General features: G+C 76.6%; 25 protein-coding genes. 21 read left to right on the top strand and 4 right to left on the bottom strand.

All coding sequences use genetic code 11. The features are described from left to right. Positions 1–234: 234 nt before the first annotated feature. The 15 genes from N555_RS0121450 (at position 235) to N555_RS0121380 (ending at position 14861) form a co-directional block, all read left to right on the top strand. A complete protein-coding gene (locus N555_RS0121450) occupies positions 235–1785 on the top strand; it encodes a class I adenylate-forming enzyme family protein (protein WP_029433545.1) in 1551 nt (516 codons plus the stop codon). After that, entirely contained in the window at positions 1778–2023 is a 246-nt protein-coding gene (locus N555_RS0121445) for a glutaredoxin family protein (RefSeq protein ID WP_029433544.1), read from the top strand. The genes N555_RS0121450 and N555_RS0121445 overlap by 8 nt, the downstream gene beginning before the upstream one ends. A 214-nt stretch (positions 2024–2237) precedes the next feature. Beyond that, a complete protein-coding gene (locus tag N555_RS0121440) occupies positions 2238–2927 on the top strand; it encodes a redox-sensing transcriptional repressor Rex (RefSeq protein ID WP_029433543.1) in 690 nt (229 codons plus the stop codon). Beyond that, positions 2924–4282, top strand: coding sequence for a glutamyl-tRNA reductase (locus tag N555_RS0121435; RefSeq protein WP_029433542.1), 1359 nt, complete (start codon positions 2924–2926; stop codon positions 4280–4282). Before N555_RS0121440 ends, N555_RS0121435 begins: the two co-directional genes overlap by 4 nt. Further along, the gene (gene hemC, locus N555_RS0121430; RefSeq protein WP_029433541.1) at positions 4279–5217 is read left to right on the top strand and encodes a hydroxymethylbilane synthase; all 939 of its coding nucleotides are present in this window, start codon (positions 4279–4281) and stop codon (positions 5215–5217) included. Before N555_RS0121435 ends, hemC begins: the two co-directional genes overlap by 4 nt. 103 nt (positions 5218–5320) lie before the next feature. After that, complete coding sequence (locus tag N555_RS0121425; protein WP_029433540.1) at positions 5321–6862, top strand: bifunctional uroporphyrinogen-III C-methyltransferase/uroporphyrinogen-III synthase; 1542 nt, start codon at positions 5321–5323, stop codon at positions 6860–6862. Continuing rightward, a complete protein-coding gene (gene hemB / locus N555_RS0121420; RefSeq protein WP_029433539.1) occupies positions 6859–7857 on the top strand; it encodes a porphobilinogen synthase in 999 nt (332 codons plus the stop codon). Before N555_RS0121425 ends, hemB begins: the two co-directional genes overlap by 4 nt. Positions 7858–7877: 20 nt before the next feature. Beyond that, positions 7878–8423 carry a hypothetical protein gene (locus tag N555_RS0121415; protein ID WP_029433538.1) on the top strand — a complete coding sequence of 182 codons (546 nt, stop codon included), beginning with the start codon at positions 7878–7880 and terminating at the stop codon, positions 8421–8423. Continuing rightward, positions 8420–9799 carry a glutamate-1-semialdehyde 2,1-aminomutase gene (hemL, locus tag N555_RS0121410; protein ID WP_029433537.1) on the top strand — a complete coding sequence of 460 codons (1380 nt, stop codon included), beginning with the start codon at positions 8420–8422 and terminating at the stop codon, positions 9797–9799. The genes N555_RS0121415 and hemL overlap by 4 nt, the downstream gene beginning before the upstream one ends. Next, a complete protein-coding gene (locus N555_RS0121405; protein WP_029433536.1) occupies positions 9799–10446 on the top strand; it encodes a histidine phosphatase family protein in 648 nt (215 codons plus the stop codon). The genes hemL and N555_RS0121405 overlap by 1 nt, the downstream gene beginning before the upstream one ends. Continuing rightward, on the top strand, positions 10443–11018 hold the full coding sequence (locus N555_RS0121400) for a TlpA family protein disulfide reductase (protein WP_029433535.1): 576 nt from the start codon (positions 10443–10445) through the stop codon (positions 11016–11018). The genes N555_RS0121405 and N555_RS0121400 overlap by 4 nt, the downstream gene beginning before the upstream one ends. Before the next feature lies 1 nt (position 11019). Continuing rightward, a complete protein-coding gene (locus N555_RS0121395; RefSeq protein WP_029433534.1) occupies positions 11020–11829 on the top strand; it encodes a cytochrome c biogenesis CcdA family protein in 810 nt (269 codons plus the stop codon). Further along, the gene (locus tag N555_RS0121390; protein WP_029433533.1) at positions 11826–13469 is read left to right on the top strand and encodes a cytochrome c biogenesis protein ResB; all 1644 of its coding nucleotides are present in this window, start codon (positions 11826–11828) and stop codon (positions 13467–13469) included. The genes N555_RS0121395 and N555_RS0121390 overlap by 4 nt, the downstream gene beginning before the upstream one ends. Beyond that, positions 13466–14431: a c-type cytochrome biogenesis protein CcsB gene (ccsB, locus tag N555_RS0121385; protein ID WP_029433532.1), complete on the top strand. Its 966-nt coding sequence runs from the start codon at positions 13466–13468 to the stop codon at positions 14429–14431. Before N555_RS0121390 ends, ccsB begins: the two co-directional genes overlap by 4 nt. A 139-nt stretch (positions 14432–14570) precedes the next feature. Beyond that, a complete protein-coding gene (locus N555_RS0121380) occupies positions 14571–14861 on the top strand; it encodes a hypothetical protein (RefSeq protein WP_156036481.1) in 291 nt (96 codons plus the stop codon). Between the two features lie 15 nt (positions 14862–14876). Here the strand turns inward: N555_RS0121380 and N555_RS0121375 are convergent, their stop codons facing one another. Next, on the bottom strand, positions 14877–15104 hold the full coding sequence (locus N555_RS0121375; protein ID WP_029433530.1) for a hypothetical protein: 228 nt from the start codon (positions 15102–15104) through the stop codon (positions 14877–14879). A 46-nt stretch (positions 15105–15150) separates the two neighbouring features. On the opposite strand from N555_RS0121375, the gene N555_RS0121370 reads away from it, so the two are divergent. Both N555_RS0121370 and N555_RS26300 read left to right on the top strand, forming a co-directional pair. After that, positions 15151–15648 carry an Lrp/AsnC family transcriptional regulator gene (locus tag N555_RS0121370; protein WP_231503071.1) on the top strand — a complete coding sequence of 166 codons (498 nt, stop codon included), beginning with the start codon at positions 15151–15153 and terminating at the stop codon, positions 15646–15648. Continuing rightward, the gene (locus N555_RS26300; RefSeq protein WP_029433528.1) at positions 15641–15967 is read left to right on the top strand and encodes a DUF4229 domain-containing protein; all 327 of its coding nucleotides are present in this window, start codon (positions 15641–15643) and stop codon (positions 15965–15967) included. The genes N555_RS0121370 and N555_RS26300 overlap by 8 nt, the downstream gene beginning before the upstream one ends. A gap of 14 nt (positions 15968–15981) precedes the next feature. Here N555_RS26300 and N555_RS0121360 read toward each other — a convergent pair whose 3' ends face one another. Both N555_RS0121360 and menE read right to left on the bottom strand, forming a co-directional pair. Further along, complete coding sequence (locus N555_RS0121360; RefSeq protein WP_029433527.1) at positions 15982–16854, bottom strand: 1,4-dihydroxy-2-naphthoate polyprenyltransferase; 873 nt, start codon at positions 16852–16854, stop codon at positions 15982–15984. Next, the gene (gene menE / locus N555_RS0121355; RefSeq protein ID WP_029433526.1) at positions 16854–17984 is read right to left on the bottom strand and encodes an o-succinylbenzoate--CoA ligase; all 1131 of its coding nucleotides are present in this window, start codon (positions 17982–17984) and stop codon (positions 16854–16856) included. The genes N555_RS0121360 and menE overlap by 1 nt, the downstream gene beginning before the upstream one ends. Before the next feature lie 41 nt (positions 17985–18025). Here menE and N555_RS0121350 point away from each other — a divergent pair, with 41 nt between their 5' ends. The 4 genes from N555_RS0121350 to N555_RS0121335 all read left to right on the top strand — a co-directional run bounded on the left by N555_RS0121350 (position 18026) and on the right by N555_RS0121335 (position 24225). Next, a complete protein-coding gene (locus N555_RS0121350) occupies positions 18026–18973 on the top strand; it encodes an o-succinylbenzoate synthase (RefSeq protein WP_029433525.1) in 948 nt (315 codons plus the stop codon). Continuing rightward, positions 18970–20670, top strand: a complete 1701-nt coding sequence (gene menD, locus N555_RS0121345; protein WP_029433524.1) for a 2-succinyl-5-enolpyruvyl-6-hydroxy-3-cyclohexene-1-carboxylic-acid synthase — start codon at positions 18970–18972, stop codon at positions 20668–20670. The genes N555_RS0121350 and menD overlap by 4 nt, the downstream gene beginning before the upstream one ends. An 85-nt stretch (positions 20671–20755) precedes the next feature. Next, on the top strand, positions 20756–22420 hold the full coding sequence (locus tag N555_RS0121340; protein WP_029433523.1) for an ABC transporter ATP-binding protein: 1665 nt from the start codon (positions 20756–20758) through the stop codon (positions 22418–22420). Further along, positions 22417–24225 (top strand): ABC transporter ATP-binding protein, encoded by a 1809-nt coding sequence (locus N555_RS0121335; protein WP_231503069.1) that lies wholly within the window; start codon positions 22417–22419, stop codon positions 24223–24225. The genes N555_RS0121340 and N555_RS0121335 overlap by 4 nt, the downstream gene beginning before the upstream one ends. Here the strand turns inward: N555_RS0121335 and N555_RS0121330 are convergent. Continuing rightward, on the bottom strand, positions 24222–24863 hold the full coding sequence (locus N555_RS0121330) for a class I SAM-dependent methyltransferase (protein WP_197029111.1): 642 nt from the start codon (positions 24861–24863) through the stop codon (positions 24222–24224). The two genes, N555_RS0121335 and N555_RS0121330, sit on opposite strands and share 4 nt — an antisense overlap. Between the last annotated feature and the right edge of the window lie 11 nt (positions 24864–24874).

Genomic DNA, 24874 nt, shown 5'->3' with positions numbered 1-24874 from the left:
CCGCTCGTCCAGGGGTCGGGAGGAGGCCATGCGCGGCGTCGACCTCCTCGTCTGCCCTGGTGGATGGGGACCGGCTCGTCCGCGGCGCGCCCCGTCCGGGGGCCGCGCGGGTGCTGCGGTGCTCGTCACATGGTGACAACATCGCGAGAGCCCGTCCACGCGACCCGGGGAGCCGCCCCCTGCGGGTGTCCCTCCCGAGAGTGGACATCCGCGCGCCACCGGAGGAGATGCCCAGTGTCAGGAGCACCGCCCTCGCTCGCCGCGCTGGTCCGGAGCGCCGCGCAGGACCGTCCGGACGCGCCCGCCGTCGTCGCCGGGGACACCCGTCTGACCTGGGCCGAGCTCGACGCGCTGGTCGACCGCGCGGCCGCCGGTTACGCCGACCGCGGGCTGACGCCGGGGGAGCGGGTGGCCGTGCAGCTGCCCAACGGCGTCGCCTGGCTGCGGGCCACGCTCGGTGCCCTGCGGGCCGGGCTCGTCGTCGTCCCGGTGAACACCGCCTACACCGACCCGGAGCTCGAGCACGTGCTCACCGACTCCGGCGCCGTCCTGCTGGTGACCCGCGGGGAGCGGGCGCCGATCGCCGGCGTGCCGGTCTCCCCCGGGCCGCCGGAGGGTGACGGCCCCCCGCCGGACGTCGAGCCCGATCCCGACGGACTGGCCTTCCTCGCCTACACCAGCGGCACCACCGGCCGGCCGCGCGGCGCGATGCTGACCACCGCCGCGGTGCGCGCCAACCAGGAGCAGTGCCTCGCGATGGACCCGCCGCCGGTCCGCTCCGACGACCGCGTGCTCCTCGTCCTCCCGCTGTTCCACGTCTACGGGCTCAACGCCGGGTTCGGCCTGGTCGCCGCCACCGGCGCCTGCGCCGTGCTCATGGAGGCCTTCGAGCCGCGGGCGGCGCTGGCGCTGATGACCGACGAGCAGGTCACCGCCGTCCCCGGCGCGCCGCCGATGTACCAGGCGTGGCTGGCCGTCGCCGACGCCGACGGGGACGCCGTGCTGCGGCGGGCGTTCGCCGCGGTGCGGCTGGCCTCCTCGGGCGCGGCACCGCTGCCCGAGGACGTCTGGACGGCGATGCGCGAACGGGCCGCGATCCGCGTGCACGAGGGCTACGGCCTGACCGAGGCGTGCCCGGTGGTGGCCAGCACCCTGGCCACGGGCCGGTCGAAGCCGGCCTGCATCGGTGGCCCGCTGCCCGGTGTGGAGGTCCAGCTGCGCGACACCGCGACCCACGGCACCGACCCGGCCGGACCGGTGGAGGAGGTCGGGGACGAGGGCCCCGGCGAGATCTGGGTGCGCGGGGCCAACCTCTTCTCCGGCTACTGGCCCGACGGCGCCGACGGTCCGGACGCCGACGGCTGGCTGGCCACCGGCGACTTGGCCTATCGCGACGACGACGGCGACCTGCACCTGGTGGACCGGCGCAGCGACCTGATCCTCGTCAGCGGCTTCAACGTCTACCCCGCGGAGGTGGAGCGGGTGCTCGACGCCCACCCCGCGGTGCGGGAGAGCGCGGTGATCGGCGTCCCCGACGCCCGCACCGGCCAGGCCGTGCGCGCCGTCGTCGTCCTGGAGCCAGGCACCTCCGCGACGCTGGAGGAGCTGCAGGAGTACGCGGCGTCGTCGCTGGCGCGCTACAAGGTGCCCACCTCGGTGCACTTCCTGGCCACGCTCCCGCACTCCCTCACCGGCAAGGTGAGCCGCGCCCGTCTCCGCGAGCTCGGGCTCACCCGGGCCGGCGAGGAGCCCGCCGAGGGGTCGGAGGCACTGAGCCGTGACTGACCCGGCCCGGCTGCAGCTGGTCGTCCGGGACGGCTGCCACCTGTGCGAGGCGGCCGCCGAGGCGCTCGTACCGGTGGCCGCGGCGGCCGGACTGGCCGTCGTCCCCGTGGACGTCGACGCCGACCCGGACCTGCAGGCGGAGTACGGCGACCGGGTGCCGGTGCTGCTGCTCGACGGGCGGGAGCACTCCTACTTCACCGTCGACCTCCCCCGGCTGCGCCGCGACCTCGGTCTCTGAACTCCTTCGGGGGTTCGTCCCTATGGTCCTCACCACAGGGACCGGCATCTGCGCTGCCCAGCGGCCCGGGCGCCTGGCGGCGACTTTGTTCCTGCGTTCACAAGCGGTTAACGTGGGCCGCGCCGGTCGGCGTCTGCGTCCGGTACCCGATGTCGTCCGTCCCGTCCCGGCAGCTGCCGGGTGCGACGGCGCGCCCGCTGTGGAGACAGTCCCCGTGAACCCGTCGAGGCCCCGGATCCCGGAGGCCACCGTGGCCCGCCTGGCCGTGTACCTCCGGGTGCTCGGCGGCCTCGCCGACTCCGGCCGGGCCAGCGTCTCCTCCGGTGAGCTGGCCGGTGCCGCCGGCGTGAACCCGGCCGGGCTGCGCAAGGACCTCTCCCACCTCGGCCCCTGCGGCGTGCGCGGCGTCGGCTACGACGTGGCGGGGTTGCGCGACCGGATCGCCCGCGTCCTGGGCGTCGAGCGCTCCCGCGCCTGCGTGCTCGTCGGCCTGGGCAACCTCGGGTCCGCGCTGGCCGACTACGCCGGGTTCGGCAGCCGCGGCTTCGAGTTCGTCGGCCTGTTCGACAGCTCGCCGCAGCGGATCGGGCAGGTGATCGGCGGCCGCCCCGTGCTGGCGCTGACCGAGCTCGACGACGTGGTCACGGGGACGGCGGCGACCATCGGCGTCATCGCCACCCCCGCCGAGGTCGCCCAGGAGATCTGCGACCGGCTGACCGCGGCCGGCGTCCGCAGCATCCTCAACTTCGCGCCGGTCACGCTGACCGCGCCCGCCGGGGTGGACGTCCGCCAGGTCGACCTCTCCGTCGAACTGCAGGTGCTGGCGTTCCTGGACACCAGCAGGGACGCCGGCCGGGACACCGGCAGCGACGCGCGCGTCCCGGCCGTCGGGGGGATGGCATGAGCCTGCTGGCCGTCGGCATCAGCCACCAGACCGCACCCGTCTCGCTGCTCGAGCAGTTCGCGATGACCTCCGACGACACCGTCAAGGCGCTGCACGAGCTGGTGGGCAACGACCACGTGAGCGAGGCGATCGTCCTGGCCACGTGCAACCGGGTCGAGGTCTTCGCAGAGGTGGACCGCTTCCACGGCGGCGTCACCGAGGTGAGCCGGGTGCTGGCCCGCCAGGCCGGCGCGACCGTCGAGGAGCTCTCGCCCTACGTCACGGTGCACTACGAGGACCAGGCCGTCGCCCACCTGTTCACCGTCGCCGCCGGGCTCGACTCGATGGTCGTCGGCGAGACCCAGGTGCTCGGCCAGCTGCGCAACGCCTACGCCCTGGCCCGCGACCAGGGCACGGTCGGCCGGGAGCTGCACCCGGTGGCCCAGCACGCGCTGCGGGTCGGCAAGCGGGTCCACTCCGAGACCGGCATCGACAAGGCCGGGGCATCCCTCGTGTCGGTCTCCCTCGACCACGCCGAGGAGCGGATCGGGTCGCTGCAGGGCCGCCGGGCGCTCGTCGTCGGCGCCGGCTCGATGGGCGCGCTCGCGGCCGCCACGCTCGCCCGCCGCGGCGCCCGGGTGACCGTGGCCAGCCGGACGCCGGAGTCCGCGGCCCGCCTGGCCGCCGCCGTCGACGGCTCGACCGCCGCCCTCGACGACCTGCCGGCCGCCATCGCCGCGGCCGACGTGCTGCTCACCTGCACCGGGGCCACCGGGCTCGTCGTCGGCACCGACGCGGTCGCCGGCGCGATGCGCGGGCGGGCCGACCGGCCGCTGGCCGTCGTCGACCTCGCGCTGCCGCGGGACGTCGACCCGGCCGTCGCCGGGCTCCCCGGGGTGCACGTCGTCGACCTGGCGCTCCTCCAGGGGGAGCGCACGGCCGCGCACGACACCTCGCTGGCCGGTGCGGTCGCCCGCGACGACATCGCCGCCGCCCATGCGCTGATCGAGGCCGAGACCGCGCTGCTGCGGGCCGAGCGGCAGGCCGCCGCCGTGGCGCCGACCGTGTCGGCCCTGCGCAGCCAGGCCGCGGAGGTGGTGGACGCCGAGCTGCTGCGGCTGTCCACCCGGCTGCCCGACCTCGACGCGCGGGCCCGGTCGGAGATCGCCCGCACGGTCCGCCGGGTCGTGGACAAGCTGCTGCACGAGCCGACGGTCCGGGTGAAGGAGCTGGCGAGCACCCCGGGCGGGGTCGACTACGCCGACGCCCTGCGCGAGCTGTTCGGCCTCGGCATCGACACCGGTGTCCCGGCCGAGCGGGGCCGGCTGGCCGAGGCCGTCGCCGTGGACCCGGACGAGTTCGGGGGGACGGCGTGACCGCCACCCGCACCACGACGCTGCGCCTGGGCACCCGCGCCAGCCAGCTGGCGACGACGCAGTCCCGGCACGTGGCCGACGCCATCACCGCAGCCACCGGGGTCCCGGTCGAGCTGGTGCACATCAGCACCGAGGGCGACCGCTCCGCCGCGGCGATCGCGCAGCTCGGCGGCACCGGGGTCTTCGTGACCGCGATCCGTCAGGCGCTGCACGAGGGCACCGTCGACGTCGCGGTGCACAGCTACAAGGACCTGCCCACCGCGCCCGAGCCCGGGCTGGTGCTGGCCGCCGTCCCGCCGCGGGAGGACCCGCGCGACGCGCTCGTCGCCCGCGACGGCCTGACCCTCGGCGAGCTGCCCGCCGGCGCCCGCATCGGCACCGGTGCGCCCCGCCGGGTGGCCCAGCTGCGCGCCCTCGGCCTCGGCCTCGAGGTCGTGCCGATCCGGGGCAACGTCGACACCCGCATGGCGCGGGTCGTGCCGGGAGACCTCGACGCCGTCGTCCTGGCCCGCGCCGGCCTCACCCGCCTCGGCCGGCTGGACGCGATCACCGAGACCCTCGACCCGCTGCAGGTGCTGCCCGCACCGGCGCAGGGGGCGCTCGCCGTGGAGTGCCGGGCCGACGACGAGGCGACCCGCCGGCTCCTCGCCCCGCTCGACGACGCCGTCACGCGGGCCTGCGTACGCGCCGAACGGACCACGCTGGCCGCACTCGAGGCCGGCTGCAGCGCGCCGGTCGCCGCCTACGCCGAGGTGGCCGAGGGCGAGGACGGCCCCGAGCTGTTCCTGCGCGCGTCGGTGACCGCGCTGGACGGCAGCGACGGCGTCCGCGGCTCGGTCACCGGCCCGGCCGAGGACGCCGAACGGCTGGGCCGCGAGCTCGCGGCCGACCTGCTCGACCGCGGCGCGGCCGAGCTGATGGCCGCCTCCCGGTGAGCCCCCACACGACCTCCCCCCGCCGGGCACCGCTGCCCGGCCACCCAGACCCCAGAACGAGCCCCGGGAGGGGCTCTCAAGTGAAGTGGAACAGGAGCACGCGATGACGCGCTTCCGCAAGCAGAGCGGCGGAGCGGCCGGCACGGTCGTCTTCGTCGGCGCAGGCCCGGGCGACCCCGGCATGCTGACTGCCCGGGCGACCGCGGCGATCGGCGAGGCAGACGTCCTCGTCGTCGACGCAGGAGTGGCCCCGGCGGTGACCGCCGCGGTCCGCGAGAGCCGGCCGGACCTCGAGCCGACGACGGCGACCGGCGAGCCCGACGAGATCGCCAAGGCCACCGTCGCCGCGGCGAAGAAGGGCGACACCGTCGTCCGGCTGGTCGCCGGCGACCCGTTCACCTCCGACGCGGTGGTGAAGGAGGTGCTCGCCGTCGGCCGCACCTCGGTGCCGTTCGACGTCGTGCCCGGGGTCGCCCCGGCCTCGGCGGTCCCCGCGTTCGCCGGCGTGGCCCTCGGTGGCACGACGCTCACCGCGGAGCTGCGCGGCACCGCCGACCTGGCCGCGCTCGGCTCCGCCGCGCACGGTCTCGGCGCGCCGCTGGTGCTCACCGGCGACGCCGCCGACCTCCCCGACGCCGCCGCACGGCTGGTCGAGGGCGGCCTGCCCGGGACCACCCCCGTCGTCGTCACGGCCGCCGGGTCGACCACAGACCAGAAGAGCGTGCTCACGAAGCTCGCCGCGGTCGCCGAGAAGACCGCCGGTCTCGACGCGCTCACCGGCGCCGTGGTGACCACGGTCGGCGCGGTCGTGGACAAGCGCGGCAAGTTCTCCTGGTGGGAGAGCCGGCCGCTGTTCGGCTGGCGGGTGCTGGTGCCGCGCACGAAGGACCAGGCCGGCGACATGAGCGAGCGGCTGCGTGCCTACGGAGCGGTGCCGGTCGAGGTGCCGACCATCGCCGTCGAGCCGCCGCGCAGCCCCGCCCAGATGGACCGGGCGATCAAGGGCCTGGTCACCGGCCGCTACGGCTGGATCGTGTTCACCTCCGTGAACGCGGTGAAGGCCGTGCGCGAGAAGTTCGCCGAGCTGGGCCTCGACGCCCGCGCCTTCGCCGGCGTGAAGGTGGCCTGCGTCGGCGAGCAGACCGCCGCGGCGGTGCGGGAGTTCGGCATCGTGCCGGAGCTCGTGCCCTCCGGTGAGCAGTCCAGCGAGGGCCTGCTCGCGGACTTCCCCGAGTACGACGACGTCCTGGACCCGATCGACCGGGTGCTGCTGCCCCGGGCCGACATCGCCACCGAGACCCTCGCCGCCGGGCTCAAGGAGCGCGGCTGGGAGATCGACGACGTCACCGCCTACCGCACCGTCCGGGCGGCGCCTCCGCCGGCCGCGGTCCGCGAGGCGATCAAGGGCGGCGGGTTCGACGCGGTGTGCTTCACCTCGTCGAGCACCGTGCGCAACCTGGTCGGCATCGCCGGCAAGCCGCACGCCAAGACGGTCGTCGCGGTGATCGGTCCGCAGACGTCGGCCACCGCCGCGGAGTTCGGCCTGCGCGTCGACGTGCAGCCCGAGACCGCCGCGGTCGGCCCGCTGGTCGACGCGCTCGCGGCGTTCGCCGAGGCGCGCCGGGAGGAAGGCGACTCCAAGTGACCTCCGCCGGTGGAGCGAACCCGGGCTTCGCGCGCGGGCGTCGACTGCGGTCGACGCCCGCGCTGCGGCGGCTGACCGCGCAGACGCGGCTGTCGCCGGCCGATCTCGTGCTGCCGGTGTTCGTCAAGGAGGGCCTCGACTCGCCGCAGCCGATCGGCTCGATGCCGGGCGTCGTCCAGCACACCCAGGACTCGCTGCGGAAGGCCGCGCACGAGGCGGCCGAGGCCGGCATCAGCGGGCTGATCCTCTTCGGCATCCCCGCCGACAAGGACCCGCTGGGCACGCAGGCCGACGCCGCCGACGGCGTGGTCAACGTCGCGCTGCAGCAGCTGCGGGCCGACCTCGGCGACGAGCTCGTGCTCATGGCCGACCTCTGCCTGTGCGAGTACACCGACCACGGGCACTGCGGCGTCGTGACCCCCGCGGGCGTGGTCGACAACGACCCGACGCTGGACCGGTACGCCGCGGTGGCGCTGGCCCAGGCCCAGGCCGGGGCGCACGTCATCGCCCCCAGCGGGATGATGGACGGCCAGGTCGCGGCGATCCGCCGGGCGCTGGACGGCGGCGGGTACACCGAGCTGCCGGTCCTGGCCTACGCCGCCAAGTACGCGTCCTGCTTCTACGGCCCGTTCCGCGAGGCCGCCGAGGGAGCGCCGCAGTTCGGCGACCGGTCGACCTACCAGATGGACCCGCCCAACGCCGACGAGGCGCTGCGCGAGGTCGCGCAGGACCTGGCCGAGGGTGCCGACGCGGTGATGGTGAAGCCGGCGCTGGCCTACCTGGACATCATCGCCCGGGTCGCCGACGAGGTCCGGGTGCCGGTCAGCGCGTACCAGGTGAGCGGCGAGTACGCGATGGTCGAGGCCGCGGCGGCCCACGGCTGGGTGGACCGCGAGCGGGCCATCCTCGAGACGCTGACCGCGATCCGGCGGGCCGGCGCGGGCTCCGTGCTCACCTACTGGGCGGTCGAGGCCGCCCGCCTGCTGCGTCGCTGACCCGGGCGCCGGGGCAGGTCATGACCGAGGAGTACGTCGAGCCCGGGGGCTCCTGGCGGGCGTTCTGGCTGGTCGCCGGGGCGCTGGCGGTGCTGCTGGTCATGGACCTGGTGCTGCCCGGGCCCGACGTGCCGCCGCTGCTGTGGGCGCTGGCCGTGCTCGTCGTCCTCGGCATCGTCGCCGCCGGGGCGCTGTCGGCCGCCCGCGTCTGGACGGTCCGGGTGACCGGACCGGACGCCGGCGGCGACGACGCCCGGCCGGCGCTGTCCGTCGGGCGGGAGCGGGTGCTCCTGGCCGACGTCGACACCGCCCACCTGCGCGCGGTCCCGGGGGGTGAGGCCGGCGTCGACGCGGGCGCACCGATCCTCGGCGGTGGCTGGTCGCTGCCCAGCGGCCGCACGGGTCTGCCGCTGCGGCTGACCGACGGGCGCACCGTGCTCGTGCCGACCCGCGACCCGTCCGCGCTCACCCGGGCGCTGCTGGCCGCCGCACCCGGGGAGGCCGGCGCCGATGGGACGGGGCCCACACCCGGCCTGTCAGGAACAGAGGGGACACTGGGCCCGTGACCTCGCTGGACGGTTCCCGCTACCCGTACGAGGCCCCGGTCTCCGCCGAGCTCTTCGCCCGCGGGCAGCGCGTGACCCCGGGCGGGGTGAACAGCCCGGTCCGCGCCTTCCGTGCCGTCGGCGGCACCCCCCGCTTCATGGCCTCCGGGCAGGGCCCCTGGATCACCGACGCCGACGACCGCCGCTACGTCGACCTCGTCGCCTCCTGGGGGCCGCTCATCCTCGGCCACGCCCACCCGGCCGTGGTCGAGGCGATCACCGCCGCCGCCCGCCGGGGTACCTCCTTCGGCGCCCCCACCGAGGGGGAGCTGGACCTCGCCGACGAGATCATCGCCCGCATGCCCCCGGTCGAGCGGGTGCGGCTGGTCAACTCCGGCACCGAGGCCGTCCTGTCGGCCGTCCGCCTCGCCCGCGGTGCCACCGGCCGGCGGCTGGTCGTCAAGTTCGCCGGCTGCTACCACGGCCACGTCGACGCGCTGCTCGCCTCGGCCGGCTCCGGCGTGGCCACCCTCGGCCTGCCCGACACCCCCGGCGTCACCACCGGCGCGGCCGCCGACACCGTGGTGCTGCCCTACAACGACGTCGCCGCGGTCGAGGCCGTCTTCGCCGAGCGGGGCGCCGACATCGCCTGCGTGATCAGCGAGGCCTCGCCGGGCAACATGGGCGTCGTCCCGCCGCTGTCGGGCTTCAACTCCGAGTTGCGCCGGATCACCGCCGAGCACGGTGCGCTGCTGGTCCTCGACGAGGTCATGACCGGCTTCCGGGTGTCCCGGTCGGGCTGGTACGGCCTCGACCCGGTCGACGCCGACCTCTTCACCTTCGGCAAGGTCATGGGCGGTGGCCTGCCGGCCGCGGCGTTCGGCGGCCGGGCCGACCTGATGTCCCAGCTCGCCCCGACCGGGCCGGTCTACCAGGCGGGCACGCTGTCCGGGAACCCGGTCGCCGTCGCCGCCGGGTTGACGACACTGCGGCTGTGCACCGACGAGGTCTACGCCCGCTGCGACGAGGTCGCCGTGACCCTCCGGGGCGCCGCCAGCGCCGCCCTCTTCGCCGCCGGCGTGCCGCACCGGGTGCAGCAGGCCGGCTCGATGTTCTCGGTGTTCTTCGTGCCCGACGAGCGCCAGGTGCGCGACTTCGACGACGCCCGCAGCCAGGAGACGTTCCGCTACACCGCGTTCTTCCACGCCATGCTGGCCCGCGGGGTGTACCTGCCGCCGTCGGCGTTCGAGGCGTGGTTCGTCAGCGCCGCTCTGGACGACGCCGCTGTCGAGCACGTGCTGGAGGCTCTCCCCGCCGCCGCGCGCGCGGCCGCGGAGGCCACCCCGGAGGACGCACCGCGGGCGACCGGCCAGGACCCGAGCGAGGTCAGCACCTGATGAGCGAGACGACCGTCGTCCACCTGCTCCGGCACGGAGAGGTCTTCAACCCCTCGAAGGTCCTCTACGGCCGGCTGCCCGGGTACCGGCTGTCCGAGGCGGGCGAGGAGATGGCCCGGGATGCCGCGCGCTGGTTCACCGGCGTCGCCGCCGACCCGCCGATCACCCACCTGGTCGCCAGCCCGCTGGAGCGCGCACAGCAGACCGCGGCCCCCATCGCCGAGGCGCTCGGCCTGCCGATCACCACCGACGACCGGCTGATCGAGGCCGCCAGCGACTTCGAGGGGCTGCGGGTCGCCGTGGGCGACGGCGCGCTGCGCGACCCCCGGCACTGGTGGAAGCTGCGCAACCCCTTCCGGCCCTCGTGGGGCGAGCCCTACGTGGAGATCGCCGCCCGGATGCTCGCCGCGGTCGAGGCCGCCCGGGACGCCGCCCGCGGCTCCGCGGCGGTCTGCGTCAGCCACCAGCTGCCGATCTGGACGCTGCGCCTGCACCTGGAGGGCCGCAGCTTCGTGCACGACCCGCGTCGCCGGCAGTGTGCGCTGGCCAGCGTCACCTCGGTGACCTACGAGGGCGACCGGTTCGCCGGCGTCACCTACGCCGAGCCCGCCGGTGCCACCGACCCCGACGCGGTCCCCGGCGCATGAGGCGCCTGCTCCCCGCCCTGCTGGGCGGCCTCCTGCTCGCCGCCGGGTGCACCACCGGCGAGGGCTCGGCCGTCGACGTCAACAACGGCGGGGAGTTCCGCTTCGAGGCCGGCACGCCGTTCGGCGAGGTCATCCCGGAGGACGAGCGGGCCACCGCGCCCCAGTTCACCGGGGACCTGCTGGGCGGCGGGGACTTCGACTCCGCGGAGCTGGACGGCGACGTCGCCGTCCTCAACTTCTGGGGATCGTGGTGCGCGCCCTGCCGGGTGGAGACGCCGGAGTTCCAGGAGGTCTACGCCGAGGTGCGCGACGCCGGCGTCCAGTTCGTCGGGCTGAACGTCAAGGACCCCGAACAGCTGGCCCAGGCCTTCGTCGACACCAAGGGCATCGAGTTCCCGTCGGTCTACGACCCGCGCGGGGAGGTGGCGCTGGCGTTCCGGGACTACCCGGCCAACGCCGTCCCGTCCACCATCGTGCTGGACCGCGAGTACCGCGTCGCCGCCGTCTACACCAGCCAGATCTCGCAGGAGGACCTGCGCGCGGTGGTCGACCAGCTGATCGAGGAGGGCTGAGGTGGGGGACACCTTCAGCGGCCTGGTCACCGACGGCCCGCTGCTCGTCGCCGCGGCCGTCGCGGCACTGGTCGGGCTGATCAGCTTCGCCTCGCCGTGCGTGCTCCCGCTCGTCCCCGGCTACCTCTCCTACGTCGCCGGCCTCGCCGGGACCGGTGACCGGCGTGCCGAGGCGGCCGGCGCGGGCGGCGGCACCGCGACGGCCACCGCGGTCGACGAGCGCACCGGCCGCCGCCAGATGGTCCTCGGCGCCCTGCTGTTCGTGCTGGGCTTCAGCGCGGTCTTCGTCGCCCTCGGCACCGCGGCGGGCAGCCTCGGGCGGCTGCTGCTGGTGCACCAGGACGTCATCACCCGGGTCATGGGCGTCGTCGTCATCCTCGTCGGGCTGGGCTTCCTCGGCTGGTTGCCCCTGCTGCAGCGCACGAAGCGACTGGCGCTGCGGCCGGCCACCGGCCTGGTCGGGGCCCCGCTGCTGGGCGTCGTCTTCGGGCTGGGCTGGACGCCGTGCCTGGGCCCGACGCTGGGTGCCGTCCTCACCCTCGCGTACTCGGAGGGGACCGCCGGCCGCGGGGCGTTCCTCTCGGTGGCGTACTGCGTCGGCCTCGGGGTGCCCTTCGTGCTGGTCGCGCTCGGCGCCCGCTGGGCACTGGGGGCCACCTCCTTCCTGCGCCGGCACGCGCGAGCCGTCACGCAGGTCGGCGGCGGGCTGCTCGTGCTGGTCGGCGTCCTGCTGGTCACCGGCGCGTGGGGCGAGATGATGGACTGGCTGCGCTCCTGGGCCGCGTCCACCGGCATCGGGTCGTCCCTGTGACGGTCACCGCGCCGCCGCGCGAGGCCGCGGCGCCGAGCCCGCCGCCGGCCCGGCCGTCCGCCGGCCGCCGGGCCTGGAACCTGTGGGTGCGCTGGTGGCGCCGGCTCACCGCCATGCGGACGGCGATCATCCTGCTGTTCCTGCTGGCGCTGGCCGCCATCCCCGGCTCGCTGCTGCCCCAGCGCTCGCTGTCGCAGACCAACGTCGCCCGCTACTTCGCCGACCACCCGACGCTCGCGCCGGTGCTCGACCGGCTGTACCTGTTCGACGTCTTCAGCTCGCCGTGGTTCGCCGCGGTCTACCTGCTGCTGTTCATCTCGCTCGTCGGCTGCGTGCTGCCGCGGGCCGCCGAGCACTTCCGCGCGCTGCGCACGCCGCCGCCGCCGGCCCCCCGGAACCTGCTGCGGCTGCCGGACTCGGCCGGGCTACAGACGCGTCTCGACGACGCGGCGGCCCTCGACGTGGTCGAGGAGGAGTTGCGGGTCCGGCGCTTCCGCGTCGTCCGCCGCCAGACGGCGGCCGGCCCCGAGCTCTCCGCGGAGAAGGGCTATCTCAAGGAGGCCGGCAACCTCGTCTTCCACCTCTCCCTCGTCGCGCTGCTGCTCGCGCTGGCCGGCGGGAAGCTCTGGGGCTACGAGGGCAGCGTCCTGGTGGTCGAGGGCGGCGGGTTCTGCAACAGCTTCCAGAACTACGACACCTACTCCGCCGGCCCGCTGGTCGAGGGCAACGACCTCAGCCCGCTGTGCGTCGACCTCGAGGACTTCCAGGCCGAGTACGAGGAGAACCTGACCGCCTCGTCGTTCACCGCCGACATCCGCTACGGCGGCCCCGGCGAGGAGGGCACGCCCCAGACCATCGGCGTCAACGACCCGCTGCGCACCGAGGGCGACCGGGTCTACCTGACCGGGCACGGCTACGCGCCGCGGTTCACCGTGACCACGCCGGACGGGCAGCCTCCCCTCGACGTCTCGGCGCCGTTCCTCCCCACCAACCCGTCGACGATGGCCAGCGAGGGCGCGGTCAAGCTGCCCGACCTCGGCGCCGACCAGCCGCAGCTGGCGCTCCAGGGCTTCTTCGCCCCGACCGGGGTCGTCCAAGGCGGGATCCTGACCAGCATCGACCCGCGCCCGCTCGAGCCGCAGGTCGCGCTCATCGCCTACCAGGGCTACCTCGGCCTGGACACCGGCCGCCCGCAGTCGGTCTACGCCATCGACCAGGAGCAGATCGCCCGCGGCGCCCTGAACGAGGTGGGCTCGGCCAACCTCGCCCTCGGCGAGACCCTGACGCTGCCAGACGGCACCGCCATCACCTTCACCGGCTACGACGAGTTCGCCGCGCTGCAGCTGTCCCACGACCCGGGCCAGGTCTGGGTGCTCGGTGCCGCGATCGCCGTCCTCGTCGGGCTGCTGGGGATGCTCCTGCTGCGCCGCGAGCGCGTCTTCGCCCGCCCCACCGCCGCCCCGGGCGGCGGCGGTACCGTCCTGACCGTCGGCTCGCTGACGCGGGGCGGCGGTGAGGGCGGGGAACGCTTCGCCGGCCTCGCCGACGAGCTCCGGGCCGCGCTCTCCGCCCGTGCTCCCGCACGCCCGACCCCGCCGGCCGGCGGGGTCTCCCCGGACCCGGAGGTCCCCACCCCGTGACCGTCGACACGACCCTCGCCGAGCTGTCGGACGCCCTGTTCTCCGTCAGCGTCGGCCTGTACTCCCTCGCGGTGGTCGCCTTCTGCGCCCAGCTGGCCTTCGGCCGGCGCCCCGCCGCGGCCCGCGAGCTGGTCGGCGCGGGTGCGGCGGCCGAGCCCCCGGCGGCTCCGGAGGGACCGGCGGCCGAGCCGCCGGCCGTCCGCCGCTACGGCATCGCGGCGATGGTCCTCACGGTGCTGGGGGCGCTGACCCACGCCGGCGTGCTGCTGTTCCGCGGGCTGGCCACCGACCGGCTGCCCTGGGGCAACATGTACGAGTTCGCCACCGCCGTGGTGCTCGTCGCGGTGGTCTCGTTCGCGGTCCTCGCGGTGCGCCGGCCGGTGCTGCGCCACCTCGGGGTGTTCGTGATGGCCCCCGTCGTCCTGGCGATGGTCGCGATCGGGCTCTTCCTCTACGCGGAGGCGGGGCCGCTCGTGGCGGCACTGCGCTCGAGCTGGCTGGCCGTGCACGTCACGACGGCGATCCTGGGCTTCGGCATCTTCTTCGTCAGCGGCATCGCCAGCGTGATGTACCTGCTGCGGCTGCGCCACGACGCCCGCGTCGCCGAGGGCACGGCCGAGCGGGGGAGCCTGCTGGACCGGCTGCCGGCCCCCGCCGCGATCGACCGGCTGGCCCACCGCACCGCGGTCTTCGGCTTCCCGATCTGGACGTTCGCCGTCATCGCGGGCGCGATCTGGGCGGAGAGCGCGTGGGGCCGCTTCTGGGGCTGGGACCCGAAGGAGACGTGGGCCTTCATCGCCTGGGTCGTCTACGCCGCCTACCTGCACGCCCGCACGACGGCCGGCTGGCGCGGCAAGGGCGCCGCGTGGGTCAACGTCGTCGGCCTGGGCGTCATGGTCTTCAACCTGCTCTACGTGAACATGGTGTCGACCGGCCTGCACAGCTACGCCGGCGTCGAGTAGGGCCTCCGGCCGCGGCTCCGCGAGTGGCCGGGTTGCTCACTCCGGGTGATGCCGGACCCGGTCGGGGGACGCCGCCGGGTGACGGATGCCCCTGCTCCGTGCTGGGATGCAGGCATGGACAGGTGCGAGGCTGATCACTGTGGGTAGGCACGCGGCGCCGGTGGGCGCCGAGGTGGACCCGGTCGTCGCGGCCGCGCTCGCCCAGCGGCCGGACGGCGGAGGCCCCCGACACTCGGGGGAGGCCGGTGAGCGGCGCGAGGGCCCGGTCGGCTGGCCCGGCCGCGAGGACGACGGGGCGCCGGCCGGATCACCCGTCGGCTGGCCCGGGGACATCACCGGCGAACCGGTCCAGCGGCCCGCTCGGGAGGCCGAGCCGGCGCCGGAGCGCGCCACCGGCTGGCGCCGGCTGTTCGGCGGCCGCGCCGCCTAGAGAGGCGCCTGGGCGCTAGGCCGGCGAGCCGTCGTCGCGGCGGGTGCGCCGCTCCAGCTCCCGGAGGAACTCGGGGTCGTCGTCGGGCGCCAGCGGACGTGCCTGCGTGCGCGGCGGCCGTGGACGACGCTGCGGACGGGGAGCCCCCAGGCCGGGACCGCCGGCACCGCCGGACTTCTCCGCGGCTCGCATGACGAGCACGACCACGGCGATCGCCATGACCAGGAACACCAGGAAAATCACGCGGCGCCACCTCTCCGTCTCCCCCTGCACCGCCCACAGTACGTCCGTGGCGATACTCGGGGGTGGTGCCGGATCCTCCCGGCGCCGATCCCGGACGGAGGACGTCATCGACGCGGTCGACCGCAGGCTGATCGAGCTGCTGCAGGCCAACGGCCGGGCGAGCTACGCCGAGCTGGCGCGACAGGTCGGCCTCTCGGCTCCCGCCGTGCACGAACGGGTCGGCAAGCTGGAGGCGGCCGGGGTCATCACCGGCTACCAGGCCGTCGTCGACCCGATGGCGGTGGGGCTCGACGTCACGGCGCTGATCGGCGTCATCGAGAGCGACTCGGTGGACGAGACCGGCGTGGAGGCCGCCCTCGCGGCGATGCCGGAGGTCGAGGACTGCTGGCGGGTGGCCGGCAACGAGGGCTACGTGCTCAAGGTCCGCGTGACCGACATCCCGGCACTGGAGGCGGCCATCAGCGCGTTGAACCGGATCAGAGGAGTCGCACGCACCCGGACCACCGTGGTGCTCTCGACCAAGTGGGAGGGCCGGCATGGCTGACGGGACCGGAGCAGGGACGCCCGGGGCGCCGACCGGCGGACCGGCGACGCCGCCGCGGGTGGGGGGGCCCCTGGCGCTCTACACGGTGGGCCGGGTGCTGATCACGGCCGCGCTCGTCGCGGTCATCTGGGTGGCCGGGCTGCCCGGCTTCCCGGCGCTGCTGTTCGGCCTGCTGCTGTCGATGCCGGTCTCGCACCTGCTGCTGCGCGGGGTCCGCGACCGCCTCACCGAGGCCCTCGCCGCCCGCAGCGTCGCCCGACGGGCCGAGAAGGAGGACCTCCGCGCGCGGCTGTCGGGGGACGATCCCGGCGACGACTGACGGGCCGGTACCGGTCAGCCGCTGAGTGCGAGCCCGGCGGCGAGCAGCACGCCGGTGACCAGCGTGAGCCGGCCGGTCGCGGCCAGCCCGGCGATCAGCGCCGGACCGCGAGCCCCGGACAGCACCAGCCGGGCCGGCGGCACGGCCAGCGGCGCCGCCAGCAGGGCGATCAGCGCCCACGGCCGGACCACGCCGATCGCGACGACGACGACGAAGGTGCCGGCCAGCAGCCCCGCGTAGGCCCACCGGGTGCCGCGCTCACCCAGCAGCACGGCCAGGGTCCGCTTGCCGACCGCGGCGTCCCCGGCGATGTCGCGCAGGTTGTTGATCACGAGGATCGCCACGATCGGCAGGCCGATGGCCACCCCGCCCGCGAACGCCAGCCCCTCGACGGTCTCGGTCTGCACGAACGTCGTCCCCACGACGGCGACGAGGCCGAAGAAGACGAAGACGAACACCTCGCCCAGCGCCCGGTAGCCGTAGGGGATCGGGCCGCCGGTGTAGGTCCAGGCCGCGAGGATGCAGACCGCGCCGACCGCGACGAGCCACCAGCTCGACAGGGCGGCGAGCGCGATGCCGGCGACCGCCGCGACGGCGAAGGAGACCATCGCGGCGACCAGCACCTGCCGGGCCGTGGCCGCGCCCGAGCCGACCAGCCGCATGGGGCCGACCCGGTCGGCGTCGGTGCCGCGCCGGCCGTCGGAGTAGTCGTTGGCGTAGTTGACCGCGACCTGCAGGGCCAGCGCGACGAGCAGTGCCAGCAGCGCGGGGCCGAGCCGGAACCCGTCGAGGGCGGCCGCGGCGCCGGTGCCCACGAGCACCGGGGCGACGGCGGCGGGCAGGGTCCGCGGGCGGGCGCCGGCCACCCACTGCGCAGGCGTGGCCATCAGGCCGCTCCGCCGCTCAGCGCGGCCGCCACACCACGACGGTCGGGCTTGCCGGTGTGCAGGCTCGCGATCTCCTCGATCAGCTGGAGCTCGCGGGGGGCGGACGGGGCGCCCAGCCGCTCGGTGACCCACGGCCGGAGCTCGGCCAGGTCGGGCGCGGCACCCGGTGCCGGGACGACGGCGGCCACCACCCGGTGTCCCCACTCGTCGTCGGGCCGGCCGAAGACCACGGCGTCGGCCACCGACGGGTGCTCCCGGAGCACGCCCTCGACCGCCTGGGGCGCGACGTTGACCCCGCCGGTGACCACGACGTCGTCCAGCCGCCCGTGCACGGTCAGGACGCCGTCGATGAGCTCCCCGGCGTCCCGGGTGTGGAACTCCCCGCCGGCGAACGCCTCCGCGGTCGCCGCCGGGTCACCGCGGTAGCCCAGCGCGAGGACGGGTCCGGCGAGGCGGATCCCGGAGTCGTCCACGGCGACGCGGACGCCGTCCAGCGGGACGCCGTCGTACACGCAGCCGCCGGCGGTCTCGGTCATGCCGTACGTCGTCACCACCGCGACGCCGGCCTCCCGCGCGCGGGCCAGCAGCCCGGGGTCGGTGGCGGCGCCGCCGACCAGGACCGCGTCGAACGAGCGCAGGGCGGCGGGCTCGGTCTCGAGGTACCGGCGCAGCTGGGTGGGCACGAGCGCGGCGTACCGCCGTCCGGCCGGCATCCGCGCAACGGCGGTGGCGAGCGGCTCGCCGCGGCCGAGGACCGTCGGCGTCGTCCCGGCCAGCACCGAGCGGCACAGCACCTGCAGGCCGGCGACGGCCGACACCGGCAGCGCCAGCAGCCAGGCGCCGGGGCCACCGAGCCGCTCGGCGGTGGCCGTCGCGGAGGCGCGCAGCGCGGTCGCGGGCAGCAGGACGGCGCGCCCTCCGCCGGTGGAGCCCGAGGTGACCACGACCAGGTCGGCGCCCTCCTCGAGCGGCTCCTCCGGCCGCAGCACGGCACGGGCCGCGTCGACCGCGGCCGGCGGACCGGCGGGGAGGACCGCCAGCGGTGCGGTGCCGGCCAGGCAGGCGCGCAGTGGCTCCAGGAGCGCCAGGGGATCGTCCGGCGCGGGCACGAGGGTCAGGTGCCGGGCCACGACGAGCGAGCGTACTTCGGCCGCGAACTACCCTCACGACCATGGCGGACGCGGCGGGGATCGACGCCGTGCACGTGTACTCCGTGCCGATGCGCACCCGGTTCCGCGGCATCGACGTCCGCGACGGCGTGCTGGTCCACGGGCCGGCCGGCTGGGGCGAGTTCAGCCCGTTCTGGGACTACGGCGTCGCCGAGAGCCGCCGCTGGTGGGCCGCCGCCCGCGAGGCCGCCGTCGAGGGCTGGCCGGAGCCGGTCCGTGCCGAGGTCCCGGTGAACGTCACGGTCCCGGCCGTCGACCCGGAGCGGGCGCACGCGATCGTGGCCGCGAGCGGCTGCCGGACCGCCAAGGTGAAGGTCGCCGAGCCCGGTCAGACCCGCGCGGACGACGTCGCCCGCGTCGAGGCCGTGCGGGCGGCGCTGGGCCCGTCCGGCGCGATCCGGGTCGACGCCAACGCCGCCTGGGACGTCGACACCGCCGTGGCCCGCATCCGCGAGCTCGACGCGGCCGTCGGCCTGGAGTACGTCGAGCAGCCGTGCGCCACCCTCGCCGAGCTGGCCGCACTGCGCCGCCGCCTCGACGTGCGGATCGCGGTCGACGAGGGCGTGCGCCGGTCGGCCGACCCGCTGCGGGTCGACCTGCGCGAGGCCGCCGACGTCGTCGTCCTCAAGGTGCAGCCGCTGGGTGGGGTGCGTGCCGCGCTGCGCGTGGCCGAGGCGCACGGGCTGCCGTGCGTGGTGTCCTCGGCGCTGGAGAGCTCGGTCGGCATCGCCGCCGGGGTGGCGCTGGCGGCCGCGCTCCCGGAGCTGCCGTTCGCCTGCGGACTGGCCACGGTCGCCCTCTTCACCGACGACGTCGCCACCGACCCGCTGCTCCCGGTCGACGGCGCCCTGCCCGTGCGGACCGTCGTCCCCGACCGGCTCACCGCGCTCCCCGCCCCGGCCGAGGTCGACGCCCGCTGGCGGGCGCGCCTGCAGGAGGTCACCGCGTGAACCCCTCCACCGCCCTGGCGACCGTGCTGGTCGACGAGCTGATCCGTGGCGGGGTGACCGACGCGGTCGTCGCGCCCGGCTCGCGGTCGGCCCCGGTGGCGCTCGCGCTGGCCGCCGCGGAGCGGGCCGGCCGGCTCGCCCTGCACGTGCGGATCGACGAGCGGACGGCGGCCTTCCTGGCGCTGGGCCTGGCCAAGGCCTCCGGGCGGCCGGTGCCGGTGCTGACGACCTCCGGGACGGCGACGGCGCACCTGCACGCGGCGGTGCTCGAGGCCGACGCGAGCGGGGTGCCACTGCTGGCGCTCACCGCCGACCGGCCACCGGAGCTGCGGGCCACCGGCGCCAACCAGACGATCGAGCAGGCGGGGCTCTACGGCCGCGCGGTGCGGTTCGCCGCCGACGTGGGCGTGCCCGAGAACGGCCGCGAGGAACCGCAGAACCGCTACTGGCGGTCCCTCGCGGCCAAGGCCCTGGCGCTCGCCACGGGTGCCCTGTCCGGCGACCCGGGGCCGGTGCACCTCAACCTGGCGTTCCGCGAACCGCTGCTCCCCGACCACTCCGACGGCGCGCTCGACGGCTCCTGGTCCGGCCGACCGGACGGGACGCCCTGGACGGCCGTCGCACCGCTCCCGGGTGATCCGGATCCTGCCTCGGTCCCGGACGGCGGCCGCACGCTCGTCGTCGTCGGGGACGGGCCGGCGGGCTCCGCGCAGCGGGTGTCGGAGTGCGCCGATGCCTTCGGCTGGCCGGTGGTCGCCGAGCCCAGCGGCGGCGTCTGGGGATCCCACGGCACCCTGCGGGCGGGCGCGCTGGTCCTGGGCGCGGCGGACTGGCTGGCCGCACACCGGCCCGACCGCGTGGTCGTCGTCGGCCGGCCGACGCTCTCCCGCCCGGTCGGCGCGCTGCTGGCCGACCCCGCCGTCCGCGTCGAGACGGTGAGCGCCGCGCCGCGCTGGGCCGACGCGGGCCGGTCCAGCGTCCAGGTCACGCGGGACCTGGCCGGGGGAGCACCGGCTCAGCCGGGGGACCCGGCCTGGTCCGAGGCGTGGCAGCAGGCGTCGGGCCGGGTGGGCGCCGCGGTCGACGCGGTGCTGGACGCCGCGCCCGGACTGACCGCCGCCCGCCTGGCCCGCGACGTCGTGGCGGCGCTGCCCCCGGGTGCGCTGCTCGTGCTCGGCTCCTCGACCCCGGTCCGCGACGTGGACCGGCTGGCGGTGCCCCGCCCGGACGTGACGGTGCTGGCCAACCGCGGCGTCGCCGGGATCGACGGCACGGTCTCCACCGCGGTCGGAGCCGCCCTCGTGCACGGCGGCCCGGCGTTCGCGCTGATGGGTGATCTCACGTTCCTGCACGACCTCACCGGGCTGCTGCTCGGCGCGGGGGAGCGGCGGCCGGACCTGACCGTCGTCGTGCCGGACAACGACGGCGGCGGGATCTTCGCCCAGCTGGAGCCCGGGCAGCAGCGCTACGCCGCCGACTACGACCGGGTGTTCGGCACCCCACACGGCCGCGACCTGGTCGCCGTGGCGCAGTCGCTGGGCTGGGCGGCGACGGCCGTCGCGGCGCCGGACGAACTACCGGCGGTGCTCGCCCGCGGCGGACCGCGGGTCGTCGTCGTCCGGACCGACCAGCGTGCCGAGGCCGACCTCGCCGTCCGGCTGCGATCGGCGGCCGACACCGCACTCGCGGACCGCTGACCAGGCCGGCCCGACACTTAGGTTAGGGTGCCCTGACCTGTTGTCCGGCGGCCGAGGAGGAGCCCTGCCTCCCACGGCGCGCACCATGCTCCGGCGAGCCCTGCGCCGGCATCCCCGGCGGCTGGCCGCCTCGGTCCTCCTGCTGTCGCTGCACCAGACGTGCGAGGCGCTGGTCCCCGTCGCCATCGGGCTGACCATCGACCGCGCGGTCGCCACCGGCGAGGTGCCCGCGCTCGTCGTCTGCCTGCTTGGCACCGGGCTGCTGTTCGTCGTCCTCTCCCAGGCCTACCGGTTCGGCGCGCGGGCGGTCGTCGCGGCGTGGTGGGAGGAGACCCACCTGCTCCGCGTCGAGCTCACCGAGCGGGTGCTGGACCCCCGCGGGCTGGCCGACCCGCCGGCGACCGGGGAGCTGCTGTCCACCGCGACCTCCGACGCGGACCGGGTGGGCCGGGTGATCGAGGCGGCGTCGCTGGTCGTCGCCGGCACCACCGCGGTCGTCGTCGCGGCGGTCTCGCTGCTGCTGGTGCACGTGCCGCTGGGCCTGGCGGTCCTGGTCGGCGCCCCGCTGCTGGTCGCGGCGATCCAGCTGCTCGCGCCGCTGCTCACCCGCCGCACCGCCACCCAGCAGGAGGACGTCGCCCGCACCGCCGGGATGGCCACCGACCTGGTCCGGGGCGTCCGGGCGCTGCGCGGCATCGGCGCCGAGGACGCGGCCACCGAGCGCTACCGGCGGACCAGCCGCACCGCGCTGGCCTCGACCCTGCACGCGGCCCGGGCGGTCGGCGTCTACCGCGGGGTCACCACGCTCGGCAGCGGCCTGTTCCTCACCGGCGTCGCGGGCTTCGCCGGCGCCCTGGCGTTCGACGGCGAGCTGAGCATCGGCGACCTGGTCACCGTGGTCGGGCTCGCGCAGTTCCTCGCCGAGCCGATCGGCCTCCTGGGCTTCGCCGGGCAGAAGTACGCCGAGGCGAAGGCGTCGGCGGCCCGGATCGCCGAGGTGCTCGGCCGTCCGCTGCTGACCTCGCGCGGGGGCGGGGGCTCCCCGGCCGGCGAGGGCCGGCTGGAGCTCCGCGACGTCACCGCGCGCTCGCTGGCAGGGGTGTCGCTCACCGCGGCCCCCGGTGAGTTCGTGGGTGTGGTCGCGCCCGACCCCCGGGACGCCGAGGCGCTCGTCACCGTCCTCGCCGGCCGGTTGCCGGCCGCGGAGGTCGGCGGCGCGGTGCTCGTCGACGGCGCCGACGTCTCCGGGCTCGACCCGGCCGCCACCCGGCGCGCGGTGCTGGTCGAGCCGCACGCCGTCGTGCTGTTCGAGGGCACCCTGCGGACGGCGGTCGACCCCGACGGCGCCGCTCCGGACGACCGCTTCCTCGCCGCCGTCCGGGCCGCCGGCGCCGACGACGTCCTCACCGGGCACCCCGACGGGGAACGGCGCGCGGTCGGCGACGGTGGGCGCACCCTCTCCGGCGGTCAGCGCCAGCGGATCGCCCTGGCCCGCGCGCTGCTGGCCGACCCGCCGGTGCTCGTGCTGCACGACCCGACCACCGCCGTCGACGCCGTCACCGAGGAGGCCATCGCCGCCGGCATCGCGCGGCTGCGGGCGGGACGGACGACGGTGCTGGTCACCAGCAGCCCGGCGCTGCTCGGCCGCTGCGGGCGGGTACTGCTGCTGGACGGCGGCCGGGTCGCCGCCGAGGGGACCCACGCGGAGCTCTCCGCCGCCGACGCCTACCGGACGGCGGTGCTGCGGTGACCGTGGAGGCCACGGCGGAGACGGCGGCCGAGGCGGTCGTGGTCGAGCCGCCGGCGGGCGCCGGCCCGGGCGACCTGCTGCCCACGGCGGCCGGACGGCGGGCGGCGCGGGTCGTCGGCCGGTACGCCCGCGAGCGGCCCGGCCTCGCCGTCACGGCGCTGGTCGTCAGCGTCGCCTCGGCCGCCGCCGGTCTCATCGCCCCCGCCGTCCTGGGCCGCCTCGTCGACGCCGTGTCCGGCGGCGGGTCCATCGGCGGGTACCTGCTGGCGCTGGCCGGTGCCGCCGTGCTGGCCGCCGTCCTGACGGGGCTGTCGGCCGTCGCGATCAGCCGCCTGGGCGAGACGGTGCTGGCCCGGCTGCGGGAGGCCGTCGTCGCCCGCGTGCTGCACCTGCGCACCGCCACGCTGGACCGGGTGCGCTCCGGCGACCTGCTCTCCCGCGTCGGCGACGACGTCGCCCGCGTCAGCGAGTCGGTCACCACAGGCCTGCCCGAGGTCATCGGCGCCTCGCTCGCGGTGCTGCTCACCATGCTCGGCCTCGGGGTGCTCGACTGGCGCCTGGCGGTGGCCGGGCTCCTGGCGCTGCCCGCCTACGTCCTCGCCCTGCGCTGGTACCTGCCGCGCTCCGCGCCGGTCTACGCCCGCGAGCGGATCGCCGTCGCCGAGCGCGCCGACGGGCTGCTGGGTGCCGTCGACGGCGCCGACACCATCCGCGCCTACGCCCGCAGCGGCCCGCACGCCGCCGAGGTGGAGCGCCGGTCCGCGGCGGCCCGCGACGTCGGCATCGGCGTCTTCCGGCTCTACACCGACTTCGGCTGGCGGATGAACCGGTCGGAGTACATCGGGCTGGCCGCCGTCCTGGGCGTCGGGTTCGTGCTCGCCCGCACCGGCTCGGCGTCGGTCGGCGAGGTGACGACGGCGGCCCTGCTGTTCCACCGCCTCTTCGGCCCGCTCGGCACCCTGCTGTTCTCGTTCGACGAGGTGCAGGCGGCCGGTGCCGCCCTGGTCCGGCTCGTCGGCGTCGTCGACCTGCCCGATCCGGAAACCCCTCCGCAGCGGCCGGCCCCCGGGACCCGTCCCGGGGTCGAGCTCCGCGGGATCGGGCACCGCTACGGCGACGGGTACCCGGTGCTGTCAGACGTCGACCTCCGGATCGCGCCGGGGGAGCGGGTGGCGCTGGTGGGGGCCAGCGGAGCGGGCAAGACCACGCTCGCCGCCGTGCTCGCCGGCGCCCTGGAGCCGGCCGGGGGCGAGGTGCTCGTCGACGGGGTGCCCGCCGCCGCGCTGCCGGGCCGGGGCCTGCGCGACGTCGTCGCCCTGGTCAGCCAGGAGGTGCACGTCTTCGCCGGCACGCTGGCCGACGACGTCCGCCTGGCCCGCTCCGCCGCGACCGACGACGAGGTGGCCGCGGCGCTGGAGCGGGTCGGAGCCCGCTGGGTCCAGGCCCTGCCCGAGGGGACGGCGACCCGCGTCGGCGAGGGCGGCACCGCGCTCACCCCCGCCCAGGCCCAGCAGCTGGCGCTGGCCCGGCTGGTGCTCGCCGACCCCCCGGTGGCGGTGCTCGACGAGGCCACCGCCGAGGCGGGCAGCTCCGGGGCGCGCGACCTGGAGGAGGCCGCCTTCGCCGCGACGGCCGGGCGGACGACGCTCGTGGTCGCGCACCGGCTCACCCAGGCGGTGCGGGCCGACCGGGTCGTCGTCCTCGACGCCGGGCGGGTGGTCGAGGAGGGGACCCACGCCGAGCTGGTCGCCGCCGGCGGCCGCTACGCCGCGCTCTGGGCCGCCTGGCAGGGCCGCGACCGCTAGCCCGCCGCGCCGGGGCGGTGCCAGACGAGCGAGTACCGCCAGAACAGCAGCCGGCGGACCCGGACGCCGGGGAGGACCTCGGCTGCGCGGCGGCGCACCTCGCGCACGGTCAGCTCGGCGTCCCGCACGGGCATGCCGGCCGAGGCCGGGTCGCCGGAGCGCCGTCCGTGCCACCCCAGGACGCGGCCGGCCGCCAGGGCGAGGCCGACGAGGCGGGCGGCCGCGGCCGCGGCGAGCTCCACCGGGAGTTCCCGCGGCAGGTCCTTGGCGGGCAGGGCGACGACGGCCAGGACACCGCCCGGCCGCAGGGCCGCGGCCAGGTGCCGCAACGCCGGCTCCAGGGGGAGGTGGTGCAGCGCGGTCAGGCTGACGACCGCGTCGTAGCTCCCGGGGGCCAGCTCGAGGGCCAGGACGTCGTCGTGCAGCACCCGCACGTTCGAGGGCGCGCGGGCCCGGGCAGCGGCCACCATCGCGGCGGAGCTGTCCACCGCGTCGACGTGGTCGGCCCGCGCGGCCAGCCGGACGGCGAGCGCCCCGGCGCCGCAGCCCACCTCGAGGACCCGGCCGCACGATCTCGGGAGCGCGCGCAGCAGCAGCCGCTGGTGGTGGGCGTTGTGGTCCCAGGCCAGCCGCCGCACGGTCCGGCCGG

It is taken from the genome of Blastococcus sp. URHD0036, from assembly GCF_000701365.1.
Taxonomy (GTDB): Bacteria; Actinomycetota; Actinomycetes; order Mycobacteriales; family Geodermatophilaceae; genus Trujillonella.
The sequence above is the reverse complement of the archived record's forward strand: the minus strand, read 5'-3'. Positions and strand labels throughout refer to the sequence as shown.